The following is a 24,399-nucleotide window of genomic DNA, read 5'->3' as shown; positions in this document are numbered from 1 at the left end:
TGGTGACAACTGCTTACGTGTATCCGGCTTGATGCGGCTCGGTTTTTCGTCGCCGCGCACCTCGATGAGTTTTCGACCGCTTCCACTCAAAGCCGCCGCGACACTGGCAGAATTTCCGTACCTTTTGGTGTTGAGTGTGCTGAGACATGAGGTGTCCACCTAAAAGAGGTGGACGCCAAGCCATGGAAGAAGATGGATCAGAAACTGCGTGTGCGGCTTGTGGGTCGCAACGGGCCACGCCGATACAACCCGGTATCGAAGACCGCCTCGTCGCGGCCTGCCTTGAGTCAGGCGCGTCGGTATCGGGTCTTGCGCTCGAACATGGGGTCAATGCTAACCTGTTGTGGAAATGGACGCAAACAGCGGCTGCGAAGAAGGAACCGGTGCCGAGCCCGCCGCTTCCCACACCGGCGTTCATCCCGGTTCGGATTCAGAGCGCCACGGATCGGGCCTTATCGAGACAGACTAGCACGGCTGCGCTGTGATTTGCCGGCGACTTGCGATGAAGTGCGGCGGTCAGAACCGAAAAGGATTTGCCCCTTTTTTCTCCAGCCAAGGTGAACGCATCACTGCCGAACGGGGTGAAGCTAGCACTGAAATGAGGTGATGTGGATGCGTTGGCAGCGGTAATCGGAGTGTTGGGTCATGTTCAGGTTAGGCGCTGACATTCAGCGAGCCGATCGACTTCAGGGCCGGCATCAACAGCCTTACGGTGCTGGTTCAGGAGGCGATGGCATTCGATCCATTTACTCCCCGGCGGCTTATGCGTTCTGCAATCGCCGTCGCGACCGCATGAAGCTCTTGTTCTTCGATCGGCCTGGCTTTGTGCCGGTCCCGAAACGGCTGACCGAAGGCAAGTTCCGATGGCCCCGCCGCCAGGAGACGGTCGTCACGCTGACGACCGAGCAATTGCAGTGGATTCTCGACGGCATCGATATCGGTGCAATGGTTCGCCATCCGGTGCGGCAACATCAGGTTGCCGGCTGACCCGGTATGCTTTCGATTCAAGATTCTGATGAATCGGACAGGCGAACCGGCTGTTGAGGAGTTGATGGCGCGTATTGCTGCGCTGCAGGCGCCGAACCGTCAACTCACCGAATGCGTCTTCAAACTTGAGGAAGACTGGCGCTTGCGCGACTGCATCGTTTTGCGCCGCGCAGCGAAAAGCGAAAAGCACGTTGACGCATCTTCAATGAAGCCGAACAGGCTGCTGATGAGGATGAGGCCGACAACGAAGATAGCGATGTCGACGACCTTCCGGACATAGCGTTGCCACCGTCGAAAGCGCGACAGGAAAGAAACGCGGACGCAGACCGCCGCCGGAAAACCTGCCGCGCGAGCGCGTTGAATATGATCTTCCCGACGATCACAAGGCCTGTCCTTGCTGTCGTGGCCGGATGCATCGCATGGGTGAGACCGTTACCGAGCAACTTCATGTCGAGGTGAAGGCAAAGGTTTTGAATGTGCGGTTCAAAGGTTCAGATTGCTTGTCGCAATTGCGACCGCACCGGGATCAACACGCCGATCGTGACCGCGCCTATGCCGACGCAGCCCTTGCCGGGAAGCATCGCCACGGCCTCGACGCTGGCCTTCGCGCTCGTTCACAATACGTCGACGGCACACCGCCCTACCGTCTGGCATAAGCCTTTGAGGGCTGTGTCCCTGTTGATTCTCTAATCGCCATTCGTCAATGGGCTCCTTTCTCCTCGCTGATGCAGCGCTTGCCGGGCTCAGGGTTCTCTCCGGGGTCGATCAAGGGATCGCCGCATGTTTGCGTTGGAACGGCGGGTCGAAGTGGTGTTCGCGGTTCCGTGGGACCGCATGCCAGGGAGCGACCTCATCCGCGCAGCGTCCCGGCAAGGACGCATCTCGGGAACTGGGCTTGGACCGGAAGCGAAAGCTCCTCGTCAGGCTGCAGCAGCGGCGTAGCGGAAGGGCTCGTTCGTCTTCCACATGGAGTGGAGGATGACGGCGAGCTTGCGCGCCACCGCGACCTTCGCCTTCTTGAAGCCGGCGCCCTTGGCGATCCGCAGGCCCCAGGCCTTCAGGGAAGAGAAGACAACCTGTCGCGTCAGGATGACGTTGGCCGCCTCGTAAAGGTGGGTTCGCGTCAGCCTTTCGCCACGCTTCGAGACGTGGCCGTTTCGACTGACCTCGCCGGATTCATAGCGTCTAGGCGTGAGGCCAAGATAGGCGCCGGCGCTGGAGGATCGGCGGAAGCGGGAAGCATCGTCATAGGTCGAGGCGACCGACAGCGCGATCACGGCGCGCCGACCCCGGAAGCGGTCATGAACAGCTGGGCCATGGCATTCTGCTTCGCGGCAGCGCGGACGCGCGCATCGAGAACCTTGATCCGCTCAATGATGGATCTGCGGGCCTCCATCATCGTCTCGACGATTGCCTTGATCTCAGGCGCGGCCGCCAGTTCGCCGGAGACGATCTCCTCCGCACGGCGGGCAAAGCCGCCCACCTTCTTCCCGAACATGATGCCGAAGGTCTTCAAGAGCCCGCGGATCTCGTTCTCGATTTGCCGCGGATGCCGACCAGGAGATCGCGTGCTGACAGCAGGGCCCGCACGACATAGGCGCCGTGGCTCTTGATGCGGACTTCCCTGAACCATCCGGTTCGCACAATCTGGGCCAGACCGGCCGCGTCATGACGATCCGTCTTGTTCGGCATCATGGACAGGGCTGCACTTGCGTGGCGCGCATCGAGACACACGATTGGCAGTCCGCGCTTCGTCAGTTCATTCCAGAGCCAGACCGCCAGCGGTCCGGTCTCCATGCCGATCCTCTCGATCTCTTCAGCCTACCCGGCCAACAACTCCGCGATGGCATCAGGATCGGTTGGAACCTTTCCCTCCGCGAGTTTCCGACCGCTCCCGTCGACCACGCAGATGGCGGTCTGTTCCATTGAGACATCTAGGGCTGCATACTTCGTCACGGCAGTTCTCCTTCTCGCGCTGCGGCGCTGACCGATTCATCGACATGGTCAGGTTGGGGAACTGCCGCCCGGAATGCGAGAGGCCCCACCCGCGACTACGCTAGGTGGTGTAGGAGGCCGCGCGCGGAGCCGGTCTCCTCGAGAGGAGCGCCGCTCGATCACGCTTGCCATTACTGCGCCGGACAAAACACCGCGCCGGTTCGCGAGTCGGTATCCTGCAACTGAATGGTCCCTAGCTCCCCGTTGCGAATGCCTGTGGTGGTGGGCAGCAACAGGACGGCTCGATCACTTGACGGTGCGACATACCTGGTATATCAAGATGGGCCGCTAATCCTAAGCTCGATAAAAGTCAACAACGGGAGGTGTTGTATCTGTCAGAAATGAGCTTTGCGCAGGGCGACCTAGTGCGCAGGAGTGAGCTCGCTCCTGGGAATTGATCCAAGCTGCGATCGACAATTTGAGGTCAGCCCTCCGGTTCTCAACGCAGTCTGGACCGCCGGTTCGAGCCCCGGCGCCGTGCCGTTCCTGAAGAAGCTCTGAACTCAGGCCGGCGTCCCGCAAGATGAAGGGCAACATCGTACAAGCGGCTTCACTACACCCCTGACCCGGAGACCCGCCAGGCGCCCTTCTGGGGGAAGCGGGTCGATCACGGTCAGTGTCGCTAACACAACAAAAGGACGAGGAGGTATATCATGGTCGGCACTGTCAATGGGCTCACGGAGCAGGACGTCCATCGTGAACACGGCTACGTACAAATGAGTGACGGGGCTCGCTTAGCGTATGTCGTCTGGCGGCCACGCAGAGAAGGCCGCTATCCGGTGTTGTTTCAGTATGCAGCCTACGAGGACGGCGCCCTAACATTTGCAATGGCGAAAGAGTATTTGGAAGCGGGTTATGCGCTGATTGGCGCAAATATTCGCGGTAGCGGATGCTCCGAAGGAGAGAATTTCATTCCGTTTTCGTCAAACGAAGGTCCCGACGGCGCTCAGATCGTGGAATGGGCTGGAGAGCAGCCGTGGAGTACAGGTAATGTCGGCATGATCGGAAATTCATACAGTGCCGGCGTGCAATGGCTTGTCGGTGCGGAGCGTCCGCCGCACTTAAAGGCTTTATCTATCGCTGGTAGTTCGCTCAGCATGTATCGTGACTGGTTAATGGTGGGCGGCATGTTCCATCAGTACGCCATCGGACAGTGGGGCCTAGTAGATCAGGAGTGTTCGGCTCGGATCGGTGCTGAAAGACGCATCAAGGAGTGGGGCGACAAGGAATGTGAACTGACCCTCGCAAGATACAAGCCGAACGGCTTGTATGACCAAGCGCGACAACACCCATTACAGGATGACTGGTGGGAGCGAACCGGGGTGAGTAGAGAGCGCGCGGCTCCGCTTATAACTGTACCAACGATGCTCATAGCAGGGCTACAGGACGAGTACTCAAACCCGGCCTCAGCAGGCCGAGCTTTTGCACATCTGTTGCCCAAAGTGGCGCATAAGAAATTGATTTATATCAATGGCGGGCACAGTGCCGTGGAACAAGCACCGGTTGTTAACGAAAGAATACGCTGGATGGACCACTGGGTAAAAGGTGTCGATAACGGCGTTGACAAGGAAGCGCCGGTGACGGTTTTTTGGGAGACACGCCTACCGTGCGCAGAATTCAGTCGCGACTACAACATTTCGAGAGAGCAATTCAGCCGTGCTGTGCCGGGGTGGACCACAACGTACGCAGACTGGCCCGTGCCGAATCTGCAGCGAACCACATTTTATCTGACCGGCGATGCGAAGCTGAGCCCGACACAACCCGTTGCTCGCCCTGATCAGGGGGTGCGGAACTATCTGTATCCCACAGGAACGGAACTTGTTGGATCGAATACGCAGTTTGGCCTGACACCGGTATCTAGCGGCACGCTGCATTATCGGACTGATCCGATGACCGAGGACACGGCTCTGCTAGGGAATCCTGAAATCGTGCTCAATTTCAGCTCGGAACAGACAGACACAGACTTCATGGTGACCGTCAAAGACATCGATCCCGAAGGCAACACGTTGTATCTGACGCGAGGTTTTCTGCGTGCGTCGATGCGCGAGATCGACTCGGCACGTTCATGGTCCGATGAGATCAACCAGTCCTATCGCAAAGTGGAGATGCTTGAGCCGGGGAAGATTTACGAGGCAAGATTCTCTTTGTGGACAATCGGTCATGTCGTACGGGAAGGACATCGGTTGGAATTGTCCATATTAGCCCCCAGCGAGATCCCGTCGCCCCTGTTGGGGGCCGCGCCGGTCGGCGCGCCGTCCGTCAATAAAGTCTATCACTCGCCGCAATTTCCTTCTAGGCTGGTGTTGCCGATTGTGCCGGGAGAGAAGGCGCAGGCACCGACGCCCGCATGCGGTACGTTGTGGAACCAGCCATGCCGGAAGCCTCCATCATTGCCGGAGGGCTGGAACAGCGGAGGTTTCGTCAGGTCAGCTTCGCCTAAATAATCGGTCATGCAATAAGAGGCAATGCTCATTCTCATGTAGACGGCCCGCGCCTCGCAAGCGGCTCGGTCGCATTTGACCGTCGGCCAAGATAGCATCGGCGATGTGGGGTCCGAACAGTGGCGCGACGACCTATCGAGGCCGAAGAGTGCTACGGAGTGCCTCGCATCTTGGATCGATCGATCACACTACGCGGGAGAGTTGGAGAGTTTGGCAGCCTCCCGTGTGGGCCATCGCCAAGGCAGTTTACACTCTGCGACCAATCCAGTCGGAACTTGGATGCGTCCGGGGGAGCCAGCATATAGCGCCGAGATTCAGGGCGTGCTTACGATCCCGAGCAAGCACGCGCCCAGCGCCCCCAATGCTGTGTCCCAGGGACCATGATGCACGGCAGCACCCAACGCTGCGCCTTTGGGCGCGCAGGTCCTCGATCAGAACCCGCATGCGCGGCGATAGCCGGGGATCGGCCTCCTCGGCTGCGGCGCGGCAATCAATCAAAGTGAGTTACCGGGCTAATGCCTTCGACCTTGCCGGCGACATCGCTTGTACCGGCCGATCCGACTCTCGACCGGTTCCTGTCTGACCTGCGGGCGGCTTGGAAGGAAGGCGAGATCCGTCCAACTGCGCAAGCCAAGCCGAAGCAAAAACGGGACCGTCGGCGACCGGATCCCTTCGCCCTCTTCAGCAACGAACTGAAAGCGTGGTTTGACGAAGAGCCCTGGCGGACGAGCCGCGAATTCCTAGAGCGTCTGCAGGCGGAGCGTCCGAGACATATCCGGATTACTGCTGCGCACGTTACAGCGCTTGAAGATTTGGCCAAAGGAAAAGGCGCACGCAATGGCGTTCGGCGCGATGGGAGCGGACAATCGAGCCGATGACGACCAGATCCGGAGCCCAGTCGTGGGGAACACTATGCGGAGGCAACGGACATGTTGGTCGGGAGCATTCTACAATGAGGCAATACGCGCGCTCACTTTGATTGCAGCGCCGCAGGATGTCGAGAGGTTTCACGCATATTACCTGATAAATCCATATCGCTGTTGAGTATCAGGGAGTGAGACTTAACAGTGAGAACAAAAACATCAATCGACAGATAAGCTTCTCGCTGTGAAGCCTGTCAATTGTCTGCCCCACCACTTCGGCCTGCGATCTCGTTCCATCGCCACCCTCCTAACTCGGCCGTGTCGGGAATACCGAAACCCGCATTGACATCACGGTATACTAGGTATAGGGAGATTGGTGTGAACAACAGTTCACCAACAAGGGAGGAAAATATGAAACTGTCTAGACGCAGCGCTTTGGCGTGCATCGCACTCACCAGCGCTAGCATGCTTGCAATGACAACGTTCGCTGCGCAGGCGGGTACGTTAATGGACCGAATCGAAAGCGGAGAAGCCATTCGTTTGGGTTTTGCCAACGAGGCTCCCTGGGCATTTCCAGGGAAGAATGGGGAGCCGCTCGGCTTTGCCAATGCGATCGCACTTGGTGTCCTGAAGTCGATGGGCCACGAGAAGATCGAGCCTGTAGTAACGTCATGGGGCGCCTTCATCCCGGGCCTCCAAGCGCGCCGGTTCGACATAATCACTGGTGGAATGTACATCCTCAAAGATCGCTGCGAGAACATCGCATTCTCGGAACCTATTGGCAATTTTGGCAACGCGTTCCTCGTGCCCAAGGGTAATCCGAAGAACCTTCGCACTTATCGCGACATCAAAGAACAGCACGCCACCATGGTTACGGGTGCGGGCTATAATACGATCGGGGAAGCAAAGAAAGAGGGCGTCGACGACAGCTACATCATGCAGGTGCCAGGTCCGACGGAAATGATCGCCGCTGTAAGGGCAGGTCGTGCAGACGCGGCAGCATTAGCTTATTTCGGCGCTTCTGAAGCTGTAGCTATGTCGCGAGGCGAACTCGAAGTTACCGATCCATCAGCGATGCCAGATTGGACACATAACTGGGCCGGCATCGGTTTTCGTACCGAGGACAGCGATTTCCTTGTGACGTTCAACAAGGCGCTGAAAGAGTATCTCGGCTCCGAGAAAATGCTGGAAGACGTAAGGGAATATGGATACACCGCGGCCCAATTGCCCGGAAACGTATCAACTAAGTGGATATGTCAAAACCGGTAGGATCATTGTGCCGCCCTGTTGAAGCCCTTTCGCAGCGGATAGGCCGTCGGCCGAAACACAATCATGTCCTATTTCCATTTCCTGTCTGACTATGGCTGGCCCCTAGTCAACGGTGGCATCGTCACTGCCATGCAAACTGCGCTTGCAGTCGTCGTGGCAGTGGTGCTCGCCTTCGTGGCTGGCCTCATGCGTTTGGCGCGGCTTGCACCGGCACGCTGGGTCGCCACCATGTACATCGAGATTTTTCGTGGCACTTCAATGCTCGTCCAGTTGTACTGGATTTTCTTTGTCCTGCCGCTGTTCGGTTTAAGTTTGGATAAATTCACGGCTGGTTTTATTAGTGTCGGCTTGAACCTCGGGGCGTATGGGGCTGAGCTGGTCCGCGGCGCCATATTGTCCGTGCCAAGGGGCCAGTGGGAGGCTGCGCTTGCGCTGAATATGTCGCCGCTCTGTCGTATGCAGCGCATTATACTGCCTCAGGCCCTGTCCATCATGCTACCGGCTTGGGGCAATTTGCTGATCGACCTCCTCAAGGCTACGTCATTGGTCGCGCTGATATCGGTGCCTGACCTCATGTTCCAAGCCGAGCAGATCAACGCTCGCACTTTCTTGTCAGCCCAAGCCTTCGGCTCCGCGCTCATTATATACTACGTGATGGCGAGGCTCGTTATCACACCGTTCATGCGGTGTTTCGAACGCATAATGAGCCGTCACCTTGGGAGAATGTGAAGTATGTTAGACTGGCGTTGGGATTTCACTTGGTCAATTCTGCCGCAGCTTCTGGTGGCGACGGGTAATACGTTGCTTGCGGCGGGAACTGGCTACGTCATTGCCCTCTTTCTAGGACTCATTTTTGCGCTGGCTCAACGCACGCCTTTTAGGCTGCTGACCGTGACGGTACGCGAGATCATGGAATTTATCCGGTCCACTCCTTCGATTCTCCAGATATTCTTTGTCTTCTATGTTGCACCACAGTTCGGCATCCGCCTTTCTCCTTGGACGTCAGGAATGATCGCCATCGGCTTGCATTACGCCGCCTATCTCTCCGAAGTCTATCGTGGTGGGCTCGAAAGTGTACCGACGGGGCAGTGGGAGGCAGCGACTTCGCTCAACCTCAGCATATCACGCACCTATTTCCGCATCATTATCCCACAGGCGCTGCCACCTTCGCTTGCCGGTATGGGCAACTGTTTGGTCGGCATCTTCAAGGAGACGCCGATTCTGTCGGTAATTGGCGTGGTGGAACTCATGCACACTGCCAACGCTATCGGTTCGGAAAACTACCGCTATCTTGAGCCATATACCCTAGTCGGGCTCATATTCCTGATCATCTCGCTGCCATCTGCCACAGCTATACGGATGATGGATGTGTGGGTGGGCCGAAAATTTGGAATTAGTCAATCAACTGCTTTGAACTGATCGGACAAAAGTGAGATGGACGACGCGTACGATATGCCTCCGCAACTCATTAGCGAGTCGAAGCCAATGGTGAGTTTCAAAAGAGTGCGCAAGGCGTACGGGTCACTTGTAGTCATTGACGATCTAAATTTGGACATTTTTGCCGGCGAGATGGTATCAATAATCGGTCCGTCAGGCTCAGGAAAGACGACAGTACTAAGGGTATTAATGACCCTAGAGCAGATCCATGGGGGATGCATTTATGTAGATGGGAAGCCCCTAACTCATATGGAGAAGAATGGAAAGCTGGTACCAGCCGATCGTCGATACATTCGGGAGCGGCGATCGGCCATCGGCATGTGCTTTCAGAACTTCAACCTGTTCCCACACATGACGGCTCTTGAAAACTGCATGGAAGGGCCGGTCCACGTTCTTGGTCTATCAAGGACCGAGGCTCGCGAGCGGTCCATTGAGCTACTTGAGATGGTTGGGATGTTGCACAAAATGGACCAACATCCCTCACGGCTATCTGGTGGTCAGCAGCAGCGCGTCGCGATTGCCAGAGCGCTCGCAATGCGTCCTAAAGTGATGTTGTTCGATGAGGTAACGTCCGCGCTTGACCCGGAAGTCATTGGGGAGGTGACGAACGTAATAAGAAAGCTCGTGGCAGAACAAAACCTGACCATGTTGATGGTTACCCATCAGATGGGGTTTGCTCGCGACATCTCGGATCGTGTTTGCTTCTTCTATGGAGGCAAAATTGAGGAACAGGGTCCTCCAGCCGAATTGTTCGGAAACCCTCAAAAGGATCGAACGCGGCAATTTCTGCGCGCTGTGAAGGAGGCAAACTGATCGAGTCCCTGGTCAGCGCCGTAGCGCCAATGTGGCGGATTGGCTCTCGCGTTCAATTTTTTTGGTGCGCCAGATAACAAATGAGGTCTGCAGTCCTGAACTGGAATGAGCGAGCGGACCCTGGAGTTAGCCGCCTCTCCCAAGGTGCGTATTTCAGGCGATCGTGAGCACGGTTCACGGGATCATGAGCACCCTTTTCGGACGTGCTCAGACAAGTTCTACAGGATGCCTGGTTCAAAACGAGGAAGCCTGATCCCCAACCCAGAGATTGTCGATGCGCCGGATCAGAGAAGTTTTGCCTCCAAGGCATGTCCAGGCCTTGCCCGAGTGCCCGAGCGTGCCGCCTCGACCTTGCGCACGAGATCCCGCAGCTGTCCAGATAGGTCCGGTGTCGGCTTATCTTGCAAGCCACCCGGTAGACTTCCGAAATATGTGGAGCGCCGGATTATGCGGAGTCCGCGGCGGCAATTACTTGCCGCCTGCGGTATTGAGCATTTGAGCGATTTGAGCAGCGATCACTCAACATAATCTGTCGATCGGCTGACGGACTTCAGCATGGCCAGCAGCTTGTCGGGAGCGGAAGCGACCCGGCTTGAGCGACGGCGGCGCCATCGCGGCAAGCGCCTCGAGCTTCTCGCATTTAAATTTAAGCGGACATTAGCGACGCGAAGTAGCCATCACTAGGCGGCCCTAATCGTAGGATACGTTCGTAGCAGCTGCTGGCGCGCATCGTCCCATCAGTCCATTGCAGGCTGCTGACAGCTCTTCTGCCATACTGGCGAAGGCACTGGGATCGACCTCAATGGGCGGTGGCCTGCCTGCGCATTTCGCAAAACGGGACAGTCGATCCGCTAAATCGCGGACAGCAGTTTCATTAAGTCGCGGACACAGACGGGGTCGACCCCCCGGTTGCCTGGTTGAACTCATTTGCGATTGATTTCGCCGTTTTCGGCGCGGTCAAGAGCGGCGGTGTTTTTTGCTTTCTCATGCTGTCGCCTTCGAGGGTAACGCGATGGCCGTTGTGGGTGGAATTGATCGGCAAAGGCCGAGTCGTTGGCCAAGGTTGACATCAAGGGCTTGAGGGGGCCGCCTCGGCAACGTTCTCGGCCATCATTGATGACATTCCTGAAAGCCTTGTAGATTCAAAACGTCGCCTTCCTATGTTGCGGGTCGAGCCAGGGGAACCGCCGGGATCCTTGGCTCGCTCCGAGCGCCACAACATAAATTTGGCCACCACATAACGGCTGTAGCCATATACGCCGGGATGGCTTCCTCGATACTCCTCCCACAAGATGAGGAGCGTGACGCCCGGGCTTCTTTCGACGGCAAGATGGGCCCAGTTCGGCTCTGTCTTGGCAGAGGCCAGCTCAACCCGCCGTACTGCGTGCTATTCCCAGCACGACCGCAATCTCGCGGCCGCCAAGCCGAAGCGTTTGTCTCAACTGTCTCATGGTCAGTCTTCTTTTTGCCGGCATTAAAATCTCCCCGTTCGCAGCGAGGTATTTGATTCCCAAGTTGCTCACCCAGGAGGTCATCTTCAGTGCCGAAAACTGGCCGGCCTTTGGTTGGAACGGTGGCCAGCTTCATACCGGAGTGGTGGCCGAACTAAGACCATCGTCACTGTCGAGCCACGATGTTCGCGGATGGGCTCCAATCGATAGCAAATTCTGAAATGTCCACCGCATCCAGGTGCGCGGGGTAAAGGGCCTCTTCCTTGTAGCCGTGCGAAGTGGCAAGCAGGACGACCCGCGCATCACGGGGAACCGCGCACTGGGCGAGTAGCCTTCGCAATCCGGAGAAGGCAGCAACACTCGAACGTTCCAGATACAAGCCTTCCCGCCCCAAAAGCGCCTGATCCGCGGCGACTTCAGCATCGGTCACGGCTACCGCCGAAGACCGCGTCATCTCCAGCGCCTTCAAGGACTGATATGTTACCGTATCCCCGCTGATCGACACCATGCTAGTGCTGCCAGGACAACTGCCGGTCATGCCCTGCCCCGCAAGAGCACGGGCGATCCGTGGCAGGGGCTCAACGGCGTGAACTCTGGGCAATGACCGAATCAGCCCCGCTGCCTGGAGGTCAACATAGCCTTTTGCGATCCCCCAGATCAGATCACCACGCGATGTCGGTACCACGATATCGGTCGGGGCGGCCTGACCAAGCTGCAGATAGAGCTCAAAGGCGATGGCCCGATAGCCATCGACCCCGAAAGGATTGCTCCCCACGGGCGGGGTCAGGTAATTCGTCACAGGATACCATTCGCCGCGGCGCGCCATTTCCCGAACGAGCTTCCAACGATCGTCGGGATGCGCCGTCGCGATGATCCGTGCGCCATGCGTTTCAAGTGCACGCCGCCAGTTCGGCGTGATCTGCGGGGTTGTGACCACCACGCATTCGAGCCCGGCACGGGCCGCATAGGCGGCCGTAGACACTCCGGCATTGCCTGTAGAAGCGACCGCGACGGTAGAAGCCCCAATGTGGAGCGCCCTCTGCACAATCATAGTCGCCATGCGGTCCTTGTGGGAGCCAGCAGGGTTGACGAATTCGTTTTTCGTGTAGAGCGTCCCGACACCCAGGGCATCAGCCAGCCGCTTTATGCCGGAAAGGGGCGTATTGCCCTCACCAAGCCCGGAAGCCATCGGATAGCTGAGCCAGTCGCTGATGCCTCCCGGTTCGAGTGAAGACGGAAGTTCTGCGAAATGCGGGGCGACACTTGAAGGAATACCCGCGTCACGACACGCCGGACATCCTTCGAAGTAATCGTCGATTGAATGGAGCATGTCGCAACGGATGCATTGCATCCCGGCGACATGGGGGTTGAGCTTGACCGCCATACGCTAGGCCTTAGGGGGAAGATGCGATATCCTGTAATAGTTCGAAGAGGCAGTCGCCACGTTTGGTCAGCGTCGGATAGCGCCGGGAGACAACCATGCCCGAACGAGCGAAATAGACCTTCTGCGGCTCTCTATGCGGCCAGTGAAGCGAATGGATCAGCCCGGCCAGCTGCCCTTCCGCTACATCGTGGCCGGGCTCGGCAAGCGGTTCAAAAAGCCCGTCCGTCTCACCATAAACCATGAGCCCGGTGCTGGAACTTTTCATTAGCCGCACAGGCCCGGCCGTCTCGACTTTGCAGGAGGGCAGAATGCCGACATGCTTCAGAAGTCGCATAGCACCGTTCACCGCCAGATCGGCTCCGGCCGGGCTCAGCGTCGCACCGCCGCCAAGCTCAGCCGTGATCACAGGAATACCGCTACTCTCTGCAGCGGCCGGCAGAGTTGTATTGCCCCCCATGCCGGTGCCGTCTGTCAGATAGCCGATCGGGGCGCCGAGCACCTTGAGCAATTCGATCTGTTTCTCATGCTGCTCCGGTGTCTTGCCCGGACGGATCAGACCGCAAGGCATGTAAAGAAGCGAACGGCCTCCCGAGTGCAGATCGACGATGAGATCGGCCATCGGCATGAGAACGGAAGTCACGTAGTGGGCGATCATGGAAGTCGCCGTCCCATGGGCCAGCCCCGGATAAAGGCGGTTGAGATTGCCATCATCGATGGGCGACACCCGACTCCCTGCTTCGACCGAAGGGAAATTCAGGGACGGAACGATGATGATGCGGCCAGCCACGTCTCCGGTCCTGAGATTCCTCGCGAGGCGCATCAGGGCGATCTGGCCTTCGTATTCGTCACCGTGAACGCCGGCGAGAAGGACCGCGGTAGGACCGTTGCCGTTTTTAATGCAGATCAGCGGGATCGGGATCCACCCATAGGCTGAGGTATCAATCGAAATCGGTAGACGCAGGCAATCCTCCTGCTTCCCGTCCATTTCATAGTCGATCGGCGACCAAATACGCGTGAATTGAGACATTTCTTACCTTCTCATGCTGGATTGTTGGCTGCCATGATCGCACCTAGCGCGCAGGTGATTCCTTGCCACACACCGCTGTGCGGTTCATTTCGGCTCCCTGATAGCAAGAGCTACGACGACGACATCCGTAGCTCAGGTCACGGCGTTCACTTGACAAACTCGGATAATTGGGCAGTTCGCGGGACGGAAGGAATTTCAAACATGCACGCCAACTTGTCGAAAGGAGATTCCGTAATACCGTAAATTGTCATTCCCGGCTTATTTGTCGTGATGTGGTAAAGTCGGCGAAGCATGGGGTACCCGCTAGGAACACCAAAGACCTCGCCTGCCTTTCCTGAAGCCGGTACCGCATCAATGAGTATTCTGATATTTGTGATATCGACATTGTGACGACTAAGCACGCTGGTTACAAAACCGGCGCCGAACTCATCAACGATATCGCCGTCGACATCTGACGACAGATAAGTAGCGTCGTACATAATGGGAGAATCATCCCCAGAGAAGACCATCTTGCGGACGCAGAGCATCGCCACTTCCGGCGGCTCGAATGTCTGCATCGCGGGTTCCGCAATCTTCTCCCGGGCGATCGACAGGAGCCGCAGGTTGGCATTCACAAGCCAAGACATCGAAGCATCCAGCTGGAGAAGAAAGCGTTTGTTGTCCTTTACGAAGGTCCCCTTCCCCGCAATAGACGTCAGCATGCCCAAGGACTGCAGATCACGCAGCGCCCGTTTTACGGTAATGGCGCTGACCCCGAATTCTTCGCTCAGCATTACCGTGGACGGGATGAGCGCACCGGGCTGATAGGTCCCGCCCTTTATCCGCTCCAGAAGTTCTTCCCGGACCGCCTCGTGGAGCGACGGCGCGCTCTGCAACTGAGAAATGCTCACAGAGCTCTCCTATCCTTGTTCCGACCTTACTCGAACCACCCACCATACCGACTCGCCCGGACTCTTCGGGTAGGACCTCAGGACAAATGCTTCGGCACAGCGGTATACCTAGTATAGCGCCGAAGTCAACTGGTTTGCGCAATCCAGGCCTTCCCGAGACCTTCTAGTCGACGGATGACATTGACAAGCGCTTTGTCAGCTCATCAAGGATTGCCAGATCCTCGGCCAGGCGATCGATCTCACGAATATGTCTAGCGATAGCGGCCCGCTCGTCGTCGGGAAGCACCTGCCGCTCGAGCCAGGGAGCCAGGCACGGCCGAGATTGTTGAACAGATCGGCATGCGGGCACTTCGGCACGAGGTGCGCCTGCAGGATGCCATGCACCTCGTTCTTCACGCGCGTGCGGTGCCGCACGACCTGATTGCGCCGGGCGACGAGACCACGAAGCTGGTCGTCGGGAACCCAGACCTCCGGCAGAAAGCCGCTGGCGTGAAGCTGCGCCAGAACGCCAGCATCGATCTTGTCGGTCTTGATCCTCGCATGGGCGATATCGCCTTCACCTGCATCGGGTTGGCAACAATCACCCAGTCGACGAAACGCGAAAGCACCCGCACCACCGCCATGGCGTTGCCGGTCGCCTCGACAACGACTTCGTCCGTGCTGTTCAAGCTACGGCCAAATCCCTCCAGTCCGGAACGGGTCATGTCGACCCGTCCGTGATGGCGCAGCCGGCCATCTTCCCAGAAAACCACTTCCGCAAAGGAGCGATGGATGTCCCATTCCAATTACACGTCTCATTGGCTCCCTCTCCTTGAACAATCGGGAGCCGGCGGGCGACGCGACACTAGGATTCGCGCTCTCGGCGCAACGGGCAGGTCGCAGGGGCGGCCAGCTACTAACGCGAGCTCGCAGCTCATCGAATACATCGGCCTGCCCGCACTTGGCGTGCTCCCGGTGCCCCTGTCCCGGATGGTCGCACCATACGCCGAAAATCTGGCATCTCCAGCGGGGGATCAGATGGGACCGTCATGATCATTCCGGTTACTAATGCAATATCTGCTCAAGGAACGTCCGGACGCGGTCATTGGAGGGATTGCCGAAGAATTCCTCCGGCTCGCTCTGCTCGACGATTTTGCCTGCATCCATGAAAACCACGCGATCCGCGACATTGCGTGCAAAGCCCATCTCATGAGTTACGCAAACCATCGTCATTCCGTCCTTTGCCAATAGTGTCATAACGTCGAGAACTTCCTTGATCATTTCAGGATCAAGTGCGGAGGTCGGTTCGTCAAAAAGCAGCACTTTAGGCTTCATACAAAGTGCGCGGGCAATCGCAACGCGCTGCTGCTGTCCGCCCGACAACTGGCTTGGATACTTCTGCGCCTGTTCTGCTATGCGCACCCGCGCGAGGTTTTCCAGTGCTATGGATTCCGCTTCTGCCTTGGCGATCTTGCGAACGCGCCGCATGGCAAGCGTGCAGTTTCCAATCACGCTCATATGCGGGAATAGATTGAACTGCTGAAACACCATTCCGACATTGCTCCGCACCTCGGCTAGCCCCTTCATCCCGGGCCGGAGTTCTACTCCATTCACGACTACGCGGCCCTTCTGATGCACCTCCAATTGATTGATGCATCGGATGAGCGTCGATTTGCCGGATCCCGAGGGGCCGCAAATGACGATGCGTTCGCCATGGGCCACCTCGAGATAAATGTCGGTCAAAACCTGGAAATCTCCGTACCATTTGGACAGGTTCTCGATCCGAATGGCCACGTCAGCCGCTTGCACTGCCTCGCCGCTATGATTCGGCATGTCTTGAGGATTGATCGCGATCATGAAGCACCTCTTATCATCTGTCCTTTTCATGCTGTGTGGGATGTCAACCCGAGGCGACGTTCCAACCGGCTGACCAGCGCGACGGCGATCAAGGCCAGAGCGAGGAACAGCACGCCGGCGACAGCCATTGGCTCGGCGTAGCGATAAGTTGCCGAGGACACATCGAATGCGCTTCCCAACATTTCAGGGACCGCGATGACGGCAAGGTATGGGGTCGCCTTTAGAATCGACACGGAGTATGCGCCCAGGGGCGCCGCCACGTTTCGTAGCATTTGCGGTGCAATGACGAAAATCAATACGTCGAGCCAGTTCAGCCCGAGACTGAAAGCGGCTTCGCTCTGCCCCGCAGGGATGGCGTCGATCCCCGCCTTGAACACCTCGGACAGATATCCGGAGTAGTAGATGCTCAGCCCCAGAACGCCGATAACGAATGCAGGGAGAGTGATCCCGTAAGAGGGTAGAACGAAGTAGATAAAATAGAGCTGGACCAGAACAGGTGTGGAGCGGATTGCATCAATCAGCAGCTGGGCTAAAGGGCGGACTATCCAGTGAGACCTGCGAAGCATTTCCAGGATGAACCCCATAACCGATGCGCCGATGAAGCTCAGTATTGCCACAAGAATCGTGTTGCCGATTCCCTTCAGCACGAGCGGAATGATCTCGATTGCAAAACCTAGGTCAAAGCTCATTGATACGCCTCCGCCCCTTACCGAGCTTTTTCTCCAGATAGCGGCCGAGAATCGTCACGGGGTAGCAGACGATGAAATAGGCCAACAGCAATCCAGAATAGATGCGCACCGGATCGTAGCTGAGTTGCGAAATCTCCTTCGCGCGGAATGTCATGTCGGTGAGCGTCAGCAGCGACACCAGAGCGGTGCCCTTGATGAGTTGGATTGCCAGGTTGATGAATGTCGGCATCATGGCGGCGATCGCCTGCGGTAATTCGATTAGCCGCAGCACATCAAACCGACTCAGCCCGAGAGCCAGCCCCGCCTCCGTCTGCCCCCGATCGAGCGCCTGTAATGCCGCGCGGACAGACTGGCTGCCATATCCGCCGATGTTGAGCCCAAGCACCAGCGCCCCCACGGCAATTCCAGACAGATAGATCCCGAAGGCGGGCAACGAGTAGTAGAAGGCATACAGCAGCACGATGAGGGATGAACTGCGCCAGAATTCGATGATAGCGGTGATGCCGAAACGCGCCCAACCGCGCAGAAAGTGCTGCAAGACCCCCGCAATCAGCGCAAAAGGGATCGCATAGCATAGACCGAGCATTGTCACGACCGCCGTGATGTCGAAGCCTTCGAATATACCCCGCATAATGTCGAAGAAGCTCATTCGTCCTCGCGTCTCTTTATCTGCTTCCTACCCCGACGAAGAACATTTGGTATCGGACGGCTCGCCGCGTGAAAACAGAGTTTCGCGAAGACCGGCAGATGCGCGGCCTTGGTCCTTTTCGGAACACAACACTGCGGCGACGGAGATAAAATGGCCTCAGACCAACGTGCCTAAGCACAGTGCCTGTCGGGAAAGTCGCCTCGGGTTGGCCAACCGCCGGCACGATTTTTTGGTATACCCAAGGCATGTCAGCAGGATCTCCCTGCAAAAGCTCGTCTTACCCGCTGTCTCTGCAATTCGCAGGTTCGCGAGCGCCTCACAGCGGCCAAAAGTGGCCGACTTCTGCGACGCACCCCTGGCGAAATTCGCTCCCATTTGACAGGCGCCGAGACACCAACAACAGCACGCGCCAAGCGACCAACTAACATGTCTTGTCTCAACCCTGCTTGAAGAAAGAGAACCCGGGAAGTAGATGGCTCGGCCCCCGGCAAGAAGCCATGACCCGCTGGATGGAAGGGAGGCAGATCATGGCATCAGACGAATCCTTCGGAGTTAGACCAGAATTTCAGGGAATATCTTTTCGGAAAGCTTGGTGATGAGTTCGGCGCCGTCCTTCGTCACCACGGCGACCTCCTCCAACTGGAATACTCCACCGTTCAGTTCGTATTTCGGCTCGACGTGGATGATCATCCTCTCATGCATCACCTCCTTCGAGGTGGCCGCGATTGAGGGTGGCTCCGTTAGGTTGCGACCAGATCCATGGCCGATCCGGGACGCGGTTGCGCTCGGCAGCCCCAACTCAGTCTGCTTGGCAAACGCTTCGAACGCGGCATAGACATCGGCACCGGTCATGCCCGGCTTGATTGCAGATAAGGTCGCGATTGTCATGTTTCGGACCTGCGTATAGATGCTTTGCTCTTCGTTGGTGACGCGCCCGGCCTTGGCGATCCGATTGACGTCTGAAATCGAACCCAACATTCGGCAACCGATATCGACCCAGATGAAATCATCCTTTGCCAGCGGCCGATCGGTGGGCGGCAGACTATAAGCGAAATCCTTGCGTCCGAAACGCACCGGGAGCCACGGGACCGACTCGGCGCCACGTTCGATCAGCTCCAGCGTCAATGCCTTGGCAAACTGTTTTTCCGTCGTTCCCAGCGTCAAGTTGTTCAGGCAATGGTGGAACGCGTCATGCGCGATCTCGAGCGTAAGCCGCTTCTGGGCAATTTCCGCCGGCGTCTTGATCATTCGGATGGGCCAAATGGAATCCGCACCTTCAACAAGCCGTGCTGCAGGGAACCGAGTCTTCAGCTTTTCGATCAGACTGAGGGAACCGACGCCGAAACTCTCGAATCCGTAATCCAGCGCAATTCTGCGAGGGTCGGCCCGTCCAAGAACCTCGGTGACTTTGTCGACCGCACCCTCGATGAAGCCGGAATATTGCCGGTGCACCAGACCTGCAGGCAGTTCGGACGTTTGAGAAAATGCCTTCGCTTCGGCAGCGGCCGCCACGACCATCACCGCGTCGCTGTCTTTCAGAACGACTAGAAAATACGGCCGAGCTTTGGATGCCCAGAACAGGGACTTGTAGCCGCTGAAATATTCAAAGTTGTCTTGGTCTGAGATCACGAACGCATCAACAGATTGTTCTGCCATGCACTTGCGGAGTGTGTCGATGCGGTCCCGGTACTCATCTGCGCGTACGAGAAACCTGTCGTACATGTATATCACCTTCATTGAAACAACGGAACTGATTCATTATACCAGGTATAATTATTCGTCAAGGTTGTCGCTGCATAATGTTTCGTGAGCACCGCCCCTTCGTTATGCCTGCACAAGTCGCCGCCCCACGCCCTGCTCTATCCGCCAATCCCGGTTCAATGCAGCCGATGCGGAACGCATGCCTTGAAGAGCAGCTTACCCGTCAATGGCGCGGGAACGGTCCCCATACGAATCAATCAGATTATTATTGTTGACTTGTCGGTATACCTGCTATACGGATTCGGAAGTCACCCTCAAACAACTCTCCAACAAGAGCTTCAGATGGGAATCCTCAGCGTCAATCGCAAAGCCGCAATGCTCATCACTGTAGCGCTCCTCTCGGTTGGTCTGTCGTCGATGGTGGCCAACGCGGAAACGCTCACGCCGCAGGTCGCAAGGGAAGGCAAACTAACCATCGGCATTCACAACCGTTGGCCTTGGGGCTTCAAGAAAGACGATGGCACCGTATCGGGCGTTCATCCGGACGTTCTGAAGGATGTCGTCGAGCCGCTTGGCGTCAAGGAAGTTGACTTCATTGTGATGGACTTCGGCGCGCTAATCCCCAGCCTGATGTCGCGCCGGATCGACGCGGTGGCCTCCGGCATGAACATCACTCCAGAACGCTGCAAACAAGTTAGCTTTTCCGAACCCTTCATGGCCACTGGCGATGCGGCAATCGTGAAAGCTGGAAACCCTTTGAACATTCACAGCTATGCCGACATGGCGAAAAACTCCAAGGTTCGAGTGGGTGATGCGCGCGGCACATCCACGACAGAGAACGCGATTGCCTCGGGGGTGCCGTCGGAGCGGATCCAACTCTTCCAAGACTACAACGAGCTGGTCGCTGCGCTTCTGGCGGATCGCGTCGATGCGATCTTGATGACCAGCGGCACAGCCCTTGGCATTTTGAATGACCCCAAAATCAAGGGTCTCGAGCGCGCCGCTCCGTTCACTGGACGCATCATGAAAGACGGCAAAGAGGCGCTCGGCTACTCGGCAATTGCATTCCGGCCTGAGGACGCGGATTTCCGTGATCGGTTCAACAAGAGCCTCGCTGCCAGAAAGTCCGAAGGCACCGTCTGGGAGAAGCTGTCGTCGTACGGTTTCGTCAAGTCCGAACTGGCCGGTGACGAAATCACCGCAGAGACCATTTGCCAGGGCAACTATCGGTGAGTAACGCCGCGCAGGGCCATATTGCTCCACGGTCGGCTTATGGCCCGGGGCGAATAGCTGAACAGCCCGCCTCCGCTTCTAGGTCCGTATTCGAACCTGACCCGAATTGCCCTGCGCACCGTGGTATTGCTGCTGTGCGGTCAATGTCGCCATTCAGTGACTGACCCGGCGAATTGTAGCCGGTCTGCTCGCTGAGAAGCACCAGCCAGTACATAACGGTTCACGACACATCCATGGAACAGTCCCTCGACCTCCCGACCAACCGCCGCTGGACAGATGTAGATTACGAACTGGACAGCGGCTTTGGTTCGCGCGCACATATCGGAATGGTGGTCATTTCAAATGACCAGACACTGTCTCATGAGGCGCACGCTATGCTCGATCTACCCGGCGTCGCCCTTTACGAAAGCCGCGTGCTGGCCGCGCGGCAGAAAAATCAGGCGGTCACCATGGAGGTGCTTCGGAAACAAGTCGACGACATCGACCTCGCGGTGCGGCAGATTAATAGCCTGCGCCCTTCGGATGTCGTCGCCCTCGGTTGCACCTCTGCCGCGATGATCATCGGCCCCGAGGAGTTGCGCCGGCGCATCCGGAACGTTCATTCGAACGCGTTGGTGACGGATCCATTCACCGGCATTGTGGCCGCCCTTCGCGCACTCGGCTCGCAACGCATCGCATATGTCTCCCCCTACCCTCGCGATATCGCGGAGACGATGATCACGAGGATCGGAGCAACCGGACGTGAGGTCGTCGTGGCGGCGGCGTTTCACAACGCCAGCGGCAATATCGGAGACGAAGCTCCCTTCATCTCACCCGCAAGCATCGAACTTGCGGTGACGCGCGTGATCGACGGAGCGGACGTCGATACGGTGGTAATCGCCTGCACGCAAATGCGCGCCGCCTCGGTGATCGGCAGTATCGAAAAGCAAACGGGCAAGCACGTCATCACATCCAATCAGGCGCTGTGCTGGCATGCCCTGCGTCTTGCCGGTTGCGACGATCCCGTGCCCGGCTGCGGGCGGCTGTTCGAAATCGGCCTCGCGCCAGACGCGGACTGAACCGCGCTGGGTCTGCTAGGAACTGTATCTAAGATGGCGACTTCGCGAAGCGGCGCCTTCGGCGATCATTCTGTTGAGCTCGCTGAGCAGCTTTCTTGCCATAGCGGTTGGTTGGCTTTGACCGGGTTGCCTGCGTCTGCAGCTTCCGCCTGAAGGGGCCCTGAACAACGCGGAGTGCAGACAGCCACGAAGCGCGACAAGATCGAGGACCGTTCCAACGTTTGCTCTGCCGCGCCGATGACGCGTTTCGCCTGACGTTGGCCGCCGCTGGCTAGCCCTTCGACGACGATGCGGAGGCCGTCAAATACGAGGCTCAAATTACCGCTCTTGAACGAGCTCGTCGGCCGGCAGGCTCTGGAACTTGCTTACATTTCGCGCGGCAAACTGCAATCCGTGAGCTGTTGTGAAGGCCAGAATCTTGACACTACTGCACAAATGATATCAACATTGTGAAAATGTGATCACAAGGATCTTGGATACATATGTCTTGGGACGACGGCGAGCTCAAAGCGTTCAGCGGGTGGCTGGACCGAAACGGTCCTGTCGAAAGCATTCAGGCGGTGATCTGCGACTTGAATGGCATCATGCGGGGCAAACGGCTGCCGGTCGAGCAAGCGCCGAGGATTCTCGGGGGCGGGATCCGTATGCCGCTCTCGATTGTTGGCGTCGACATCTGGGGCGAAGACATTATCGCTAGCGAGCAGATCTTGACGACGGGCGATCGGGACGGTCTATGCGGCGTCACCGGTCGAGGAGCCCTACCGGTCAACTGGACGTCACGGCCGAGCGCGTTGGTGCCGCTCTGGCTCTTTGTCGAGGAGGGCAAGCCATTCCCCGCCGACCCGCGGCAGGCGCTCGCGGCCATCGTCAGCGGGTATCGCGAACTGGGCCTCCGGCCGGTCGTTGCGACGGAGCTGGAGTTCTACCTCATCGACCCGGAACCCGGCAGCGCGGTTCCCCCGATCTCGCCATATACCGGCAGGCGGCTGGACTCCGACGCGATCCTGTCGATCGACGAACTCGACGACTTCGGGGAGTTCTTCTCCGACGTTTACAAGGAATGCGCTCGTCAGAACGTGCCGGCCGATGCGGCGATCGCGGAGAACGGCATCGGCCAGTTCGAGATAAACCTGTTGCACACCGACGATCCGCTTAAGGCGGCGGACGACGCAATCTTCTTCAAGCGCATCGTCAAAGGAGTCGCCCGGAAGCATCGGCTCGCCGGAACCTTCATGGCCAAGCCGTATGGCACTCGCTCTGGAAGCGGTATGCACATCCATTTCAGCCTGCTCGACCAGGACGGCAACAACGTCTTCAACGACGGCAGCGACGAGGGCTCGTCCGTGATGAAGCATGCAGTGGCAGGTCTGCTACAGGGCATGGCCGAGACCACGCTCGTGTTTGCGCCGCATTTCAATTCCTACCGGCGGCTCAGGCCCGACACGCTTGCGCCCACCTCTGTCTCCTGGGGTTATGAAAACCGCACGTCCGCAATCCGCATTCCGGGTGGAAATCCCGTCGCACGTCGTATCGAACATCGGGTTGCCGGCGCCGACGCCAATCCCTATCTCGTCATTGCTGCGATCCTTGGGGCCGCCTTGGTTGGAATCCGCAACAAGTGGAAGCCACCAGCGCCGGTCGAAGGACAGGCTTATTCGGTAGAGAAATTGCCCAAAATTCCTGCCGAGTGGGGGCAGGCGGTCGATGCCTTTGAGACGGGGCCGATTGCCGCCGAAATCTTCGATCCCGTGCTCCGTTCGATGCTGATCGCCTGCAAACGCCAGGAGATCGCCGGCTTCGCCGAGCAAGTCACGGATTACGAATTCAGCGCTTATCTGGAAATTGTTTGATGCTCACGAGACAGAAATCCTACGCTGGCGGCGGCAACTATCCTTCTAGCTACTATGCCGCCTCGCGAAACATCATCCGAACGCCGGTTCGGCTTCAAGGCCGGATCGAAGCCGATATCTCCGTCGTCGGCGCCGGCTATTCCGGGCTCTCGACGGCGATCCATCTTGCCGAAAAAGGCTACAAGGTCGTCGTCATCGAGGGAGGGCATGTGGGCTGGGGCGCTTCGGGTCGCAATGGTGGCCAGATCGCCAACGGCCTCAATGCCAGCCTCTCAACGATCCTACGCCGCTATGGCGAGGATGCCGCGCGCTTCATCGGCGGGCTGGTGCAGGAGGGCGGCAAGATCATCCGTCGCCTCGTCAGCCAGTATCAGATCGACTGCGACCTGAAGCCGGGGAACATCTATGCCGCCTATACCCCGGCGCATATGAAGGAACTCGAAGCCAAGCAGGCGCTCTGGCGCAAATACGGCATAGACGATCATCAGCTTCTCGACCGAGAGGGGCTACGCAAGCTGGTTAACTCGGACGCCTATTGCGGCGGCATGCTCGATACGACCGGCGGACACATGCATCCGCTCAATCTCGTGCTCGGCGAGGCGCGTGCGTTCGAAGGCATCGGCGGCACGATCTACGAGCAGTCTCCGGTCACGCGGGTCGACCACGAGGCGGCGCGGCCTGTTGTCTAAGCGGAGGGCGGCGAGGTTTCGGCGCGCATCGTCGTGCTCTGCGGCAATGCATATCTCGGTGACGCAGTGCCGAAGCTCATCTCACGCGTCATGCCGGTCTCGACGCAGATGATCACGACGGCGCCGCTCGGCGAAGA

At 57.9% G+C, this 24,399-nt stretch carries 22 protein-coding genes and 2 pseudogenes; 12 read left to right on the top strand and 12 right to left on the bottom strand.

Annotated features, from left to right (window positions below; all coding sequences use genetic code 11):
* Nucleotides 1-146: 146 nt before the first annotated feature.
* The 3 genes and pseudogenes from EOA79_RS34250 to EOA79_RS10625 all read left to right on the top strand — a co-directional run.
* Entirely contained in the window at nucleotides 147-485 is a 339-nt protein-coding gene (locus EOA79_RS34250) for a transposase (protein WP_348631862.1), read from the top strand.
* Between the two features lie 160 nt (nucleotides 486-645).
* On the top strand, nucleotides 646-987 hold the full coding sequence (tnpB, locus tag EOA79_RS34095) for an IS66 family insertion sequence element accessory protein TnpB (protein ID WP_128161155.1): 342 nt from the start codon (nucleotides 646-648) through the stop codon (nucleotides 985-987).
* 28 nt (nucleotides 988-1,015) lie between these two features.
* Nucleotides 1,016-1,640 (top strand): annotated as a pseudogene (locus tag EOA79_RS10625) (IS66 family transposase zinc-finger binding domain-containing protein); the annotation flags it as partial.
* A gap of 267 nt (nucleotides 1,641-1,907) precedes the next feature.
* Here the strand turns inward: EOA79_RS10625 and EOA79_RS33510 are convergent.
* The 4 genes from EOA79_RS33510 to EOA79_RS33495 are packed head-to-tail and all read right to left on the bottom strand — an operon-like array spanning nucleotide 1,908 to nucleotide 2,943.
* Entirely contained in the window at nucleotides 1,908-2,264 is a 357-nt protein-coding gene (locus tag EOA79_RS33510) for a transposase (RefSeq protein ID WP_245489859.1), read from the bottom strand.
* Complete coding sequence (locus tag EOA79_RS33505; RefSeq protein WP_245489858.1) at nucleotides 2,261-2,503, bottom strand: hypothetical protein; 243 nt, start codon at nucleotides 2,501-2,503, stop codon at nucleotides 2,261-2,263. The genes EOA79_RS33510 and EOA79_RS33505 overlap by 4 nt, the downstream gene beginning before the upstream one ends.
* Nucleotides 2,500-2,784, bottom strand: a complete 285-nt coding sequence (locus EOA79_RS33500; protein ID WP_245489857.1) for a hypothetical protein — start codon at nucleotides 2,782-2,784, stop codon at nucleotides 2,500-2,502. Before EOA79_RS33500 ends, EOA79_RS33505 begins: the two co-directional genes overlap by 4 nt.
* Nucleotides 2,785-2,808: 24 nt before the next feature.
* The gene (locus EOA79_RS33495) at nucleotides 2,809-2,943 is read right to left on the bottom strand and encodes an IS110 family transposase (protein WP_245489855.1); all 135 of its coding nucleotides are present in this window, start codon (nucleotides 2,941-2,943) and stop codon (nucleotides 2,809-2,811) included.
* A 692-nt stretch (nucleotides 2,944-3,635) separates the two neighbouring features.
* On the opposite strand from EOA79_RS33495, the gene EOA79_RS10610 reads away from it, so the two are divergent.
* From EOA79_RS10610 to ehuA, 5 genes are all read left to right on the top strand, one after another.
* Nucleotides 3,636-5,426: a CocE/NonD family hydrolase gene (locus EOA79_RS10610; RefSeq protein ID WP_128161157.1), complete on the top strand. Its 1,791-nt coding sequence runs from the start codon at nucleotides 3,636-3,638 to the stop codon at nucleotides 5,424-5,426.
* A gap of 1,271 nt (nucleotides 5,427-6,697) precedes the next feature.
* The gene (gene ehuB / locus EOA79_RS10605; protein ID WP_128293005.1) at nucleotides 6,698-7,555 is read left to right on the top strand and encodes an ectoine/hydroxyectoine ABC transporter substrate-binding protein EhuB; all 858 of its coding nucleotides are present in this window, start codon (nucleotides 6,698-6,700) and stop codon (nucleotides 7,553-7,555) included.
* A 63-nt stretch (nucleotides 7,556-7,618) separates the two neighbouring features.
* Nucleotides 7,619-8,284 (top strand): ectoine/hydroxyectoine ABC transporter permease subunit EhuC, encoded by a 666-nt coding sequence (gene ehuC, locus EOA79_RS10600; protein ID WP_128161159.1) that lies wholly within the window; start codon nucleotides 7,619-7,621, stop codon nucleotides 8,282-8,284.
* A 3-nt stretch (nucleotides 8,285-8,287) separates the two neighbouring features.
* A complete protein-coding gene (gene ehuD / locus EOA79_RS10595; RefSeq protein ID WP_128161161.1) occupies nucleotides 8,288-8,974 on the top strand; it encodes an ectoine/hydroxyectoine ABC transporter permease subunit EhuD in 687 nt (228 codons plus the stop codon).
* Nucleotides 8,975-8,989: 15 nt separating this feature from the next.
* Nucleotides 8,990-9,805: an ectoine/hydroxyectoine ABC transporter ATP-binding protein EhuA gene (gene ehuA, locus EOA79_RS10590; protein WP_128161163.1), complete on the top strand. Its 816-nt coding sequence runs from the start codon at nucleotides 8,990-8,992 to the stop codon at nucleotides 9,803-9,805.
* Nucleotides 9,806-11,422: 1,617 nt separating this feature from the next.
* On the opposite strand, the gene EOA79_RS10575 is transcribed toward ehuA, so the two are convergent.
* The 8 genes from EOA79_RS10575 to EOA79_RS10540 form a co-directional block, all read right to left on the bottom strand.
* Nucleotides 11,423-12,640: a pyridoxal-phosphate dependent enzyme gene (locus EOA79_RS10575; protein ID WP_128161165.1), complete on the bottom strand. Its 1,218-nt coding sequence runs from the start codon at nucleotides 12,638-12,640 to the stop codon at nucleotides 11,423-11,425.
* 10 nt (nucleotides 12,641-12,650) lie between these two features.
* Nucleotides 12,651-13,667, bottom strand: coding sequence for a succinylglutamate desuccinylase/aspartoacylase family protein (locus tag EOA79_RS10570; protein WP_128161167.1), 1,017 nt, complete (start codon nucleotides 13,665-13,667; stop codon nucleotides 12,651-12,653).
* Nucleotides 13,668-13,813: 146 nt separating this feature from the next.
* The gene (locus tag EOA79_RS10565; RefSeq protein WP_206639234.1) at nucleotides 13,814-14,557 is read right to left on the bottom strand and encodes a GntR family transcriptional regulator; all 744 of its coding nucleotides are present in this window, start codon (nucleotides 14,555-14,557) and stop codon (nucleotides 13,814-13,816) included.
* Between the two features lie 195 nt (nucleotides 14,558-14,752).
* Entirely contained in the window at nucleotides 14,753-15,034 is a 282-nt protein-coding gene (locus EOA79_RS33490; protein ID WP_245489863.1) for a hypothetical protein, read from the bottom strand.
* Between the two features lie 567 nt (nucleotides 15,035-15,601).
* A complete protein-coding gene (locus EOA79_RS10555; RefSeq protein ID WP_281060266.1) occupies nucleotides 15,602-16,393 on the bottom strand; it encodes an amino acid ABC transporter ATP-binding protein in 792 nt (263 codons plus the stop codon).
* 26 nt (nucleotides 16,394-16,419) lie between these two features.
* Complete coding sequence (locus EOA79_RS10550) at nucleotides 16,420-17,082, bottom strand: amino acid ABC transporter permease (protein WP_128161169.1); 663 nt, start codon at nucleotides 17,080-17,082, stop codon at nucleotides 16,420-16,422.
* Nucleotides 17,072-17,731 (bottom strand): amino acid ABC transporter permease, encoded by a 660-nt coding sequence (locus EOA79_RS10545; protein WP_128161172.1) that lies wholly within the window; start codon nucleotides 17,729-17,731, stop codon nucleotides 17,072-17,074. The genes EOA79_RS10550 and EOA79_RS10545 overlap by 11 nt, the downstream gene beginning before the upstream one ends.
* Before the next feature lie 552 nt (nucleotides 17,732-18,283).
* A complete protein-coding gene (locus tag EOA79_RS10540) occupies nucleotides 18,284-19,453 on the bottom strand; it encodes a M24 family metallopeptidase (RefSeq protein WP_164893841.1) in 1,170 nt (389 codons plus the stop codon).
* Between the two features lie 321 nt (nucleotides 19,454-19,774).
* Between EOA79_RS10540 and ehuB (EOA79_RS10535) the strand changes: the two genes are divergently transcribed.
* The 4 genes and pseudogenes from ehuB (EOA79_RS10535) to EOA79_RS10520 all read left to right on the top strand — a co-directional run.
* Complete coding sequence (gene ehuB / locus EOA79_RS10535; RefSeq protein ID WP_128161176.1) at nucleotides 19,775-20,665, top strand: ectoine/hydroxyectoine ABC transporter substrate-binding protein EhuB; 891 nt, start codon at nucleotides 19,775-19,777, stop codon at nucleotides 20,663-20,665.
* Nucleotides 20,666-20,898: 233 nt separating this feature from the next.
* Entirely contained in the window at nucleotides 20,899-21,723 is an 825-nt protein-coding gene (locus EOA79_RS10530; protein ID WP_128161178.1) for an Asp/Glu/hydantoin racemase, read from the top strand.
* Between the two features lie 482 nt (nucleotides 21,724-22,205).
* Complete coding sequence (locus tag EOA79_RS10525; protein ID WP_128293003.1) at nucleotides 22,206-23,573, top strand: glutamine synthetase family protein; 1,368 nt, start codon at nucleotides 22,206-22,208, stop codon at nucleotides 23,571-23,573.
* A pseudogene (locus EOA79_RS10520) lies at nucleotides 23,570-24,399 on the top strand (FAD-binding oxidoreductase); the annotation flags it as partial. The gene EOA79_RS10525 and the pseudogene EOA79_RS10520, both read left to right, overlap by 4 nt.

This window comes from Mesorhizobium sp. M1A.F.Ca.IN.020.03.2.1 (assembly GCF_004023205.1).
GTDB lineage: Bacteria > Pseudomonadota > Alphaproteobacteria > Rhizobiales > Rhizobiaceae > Mesorhizobium.
This window is presented reverse-complemented; position numbering and strand designations above follow the sequence as displayed.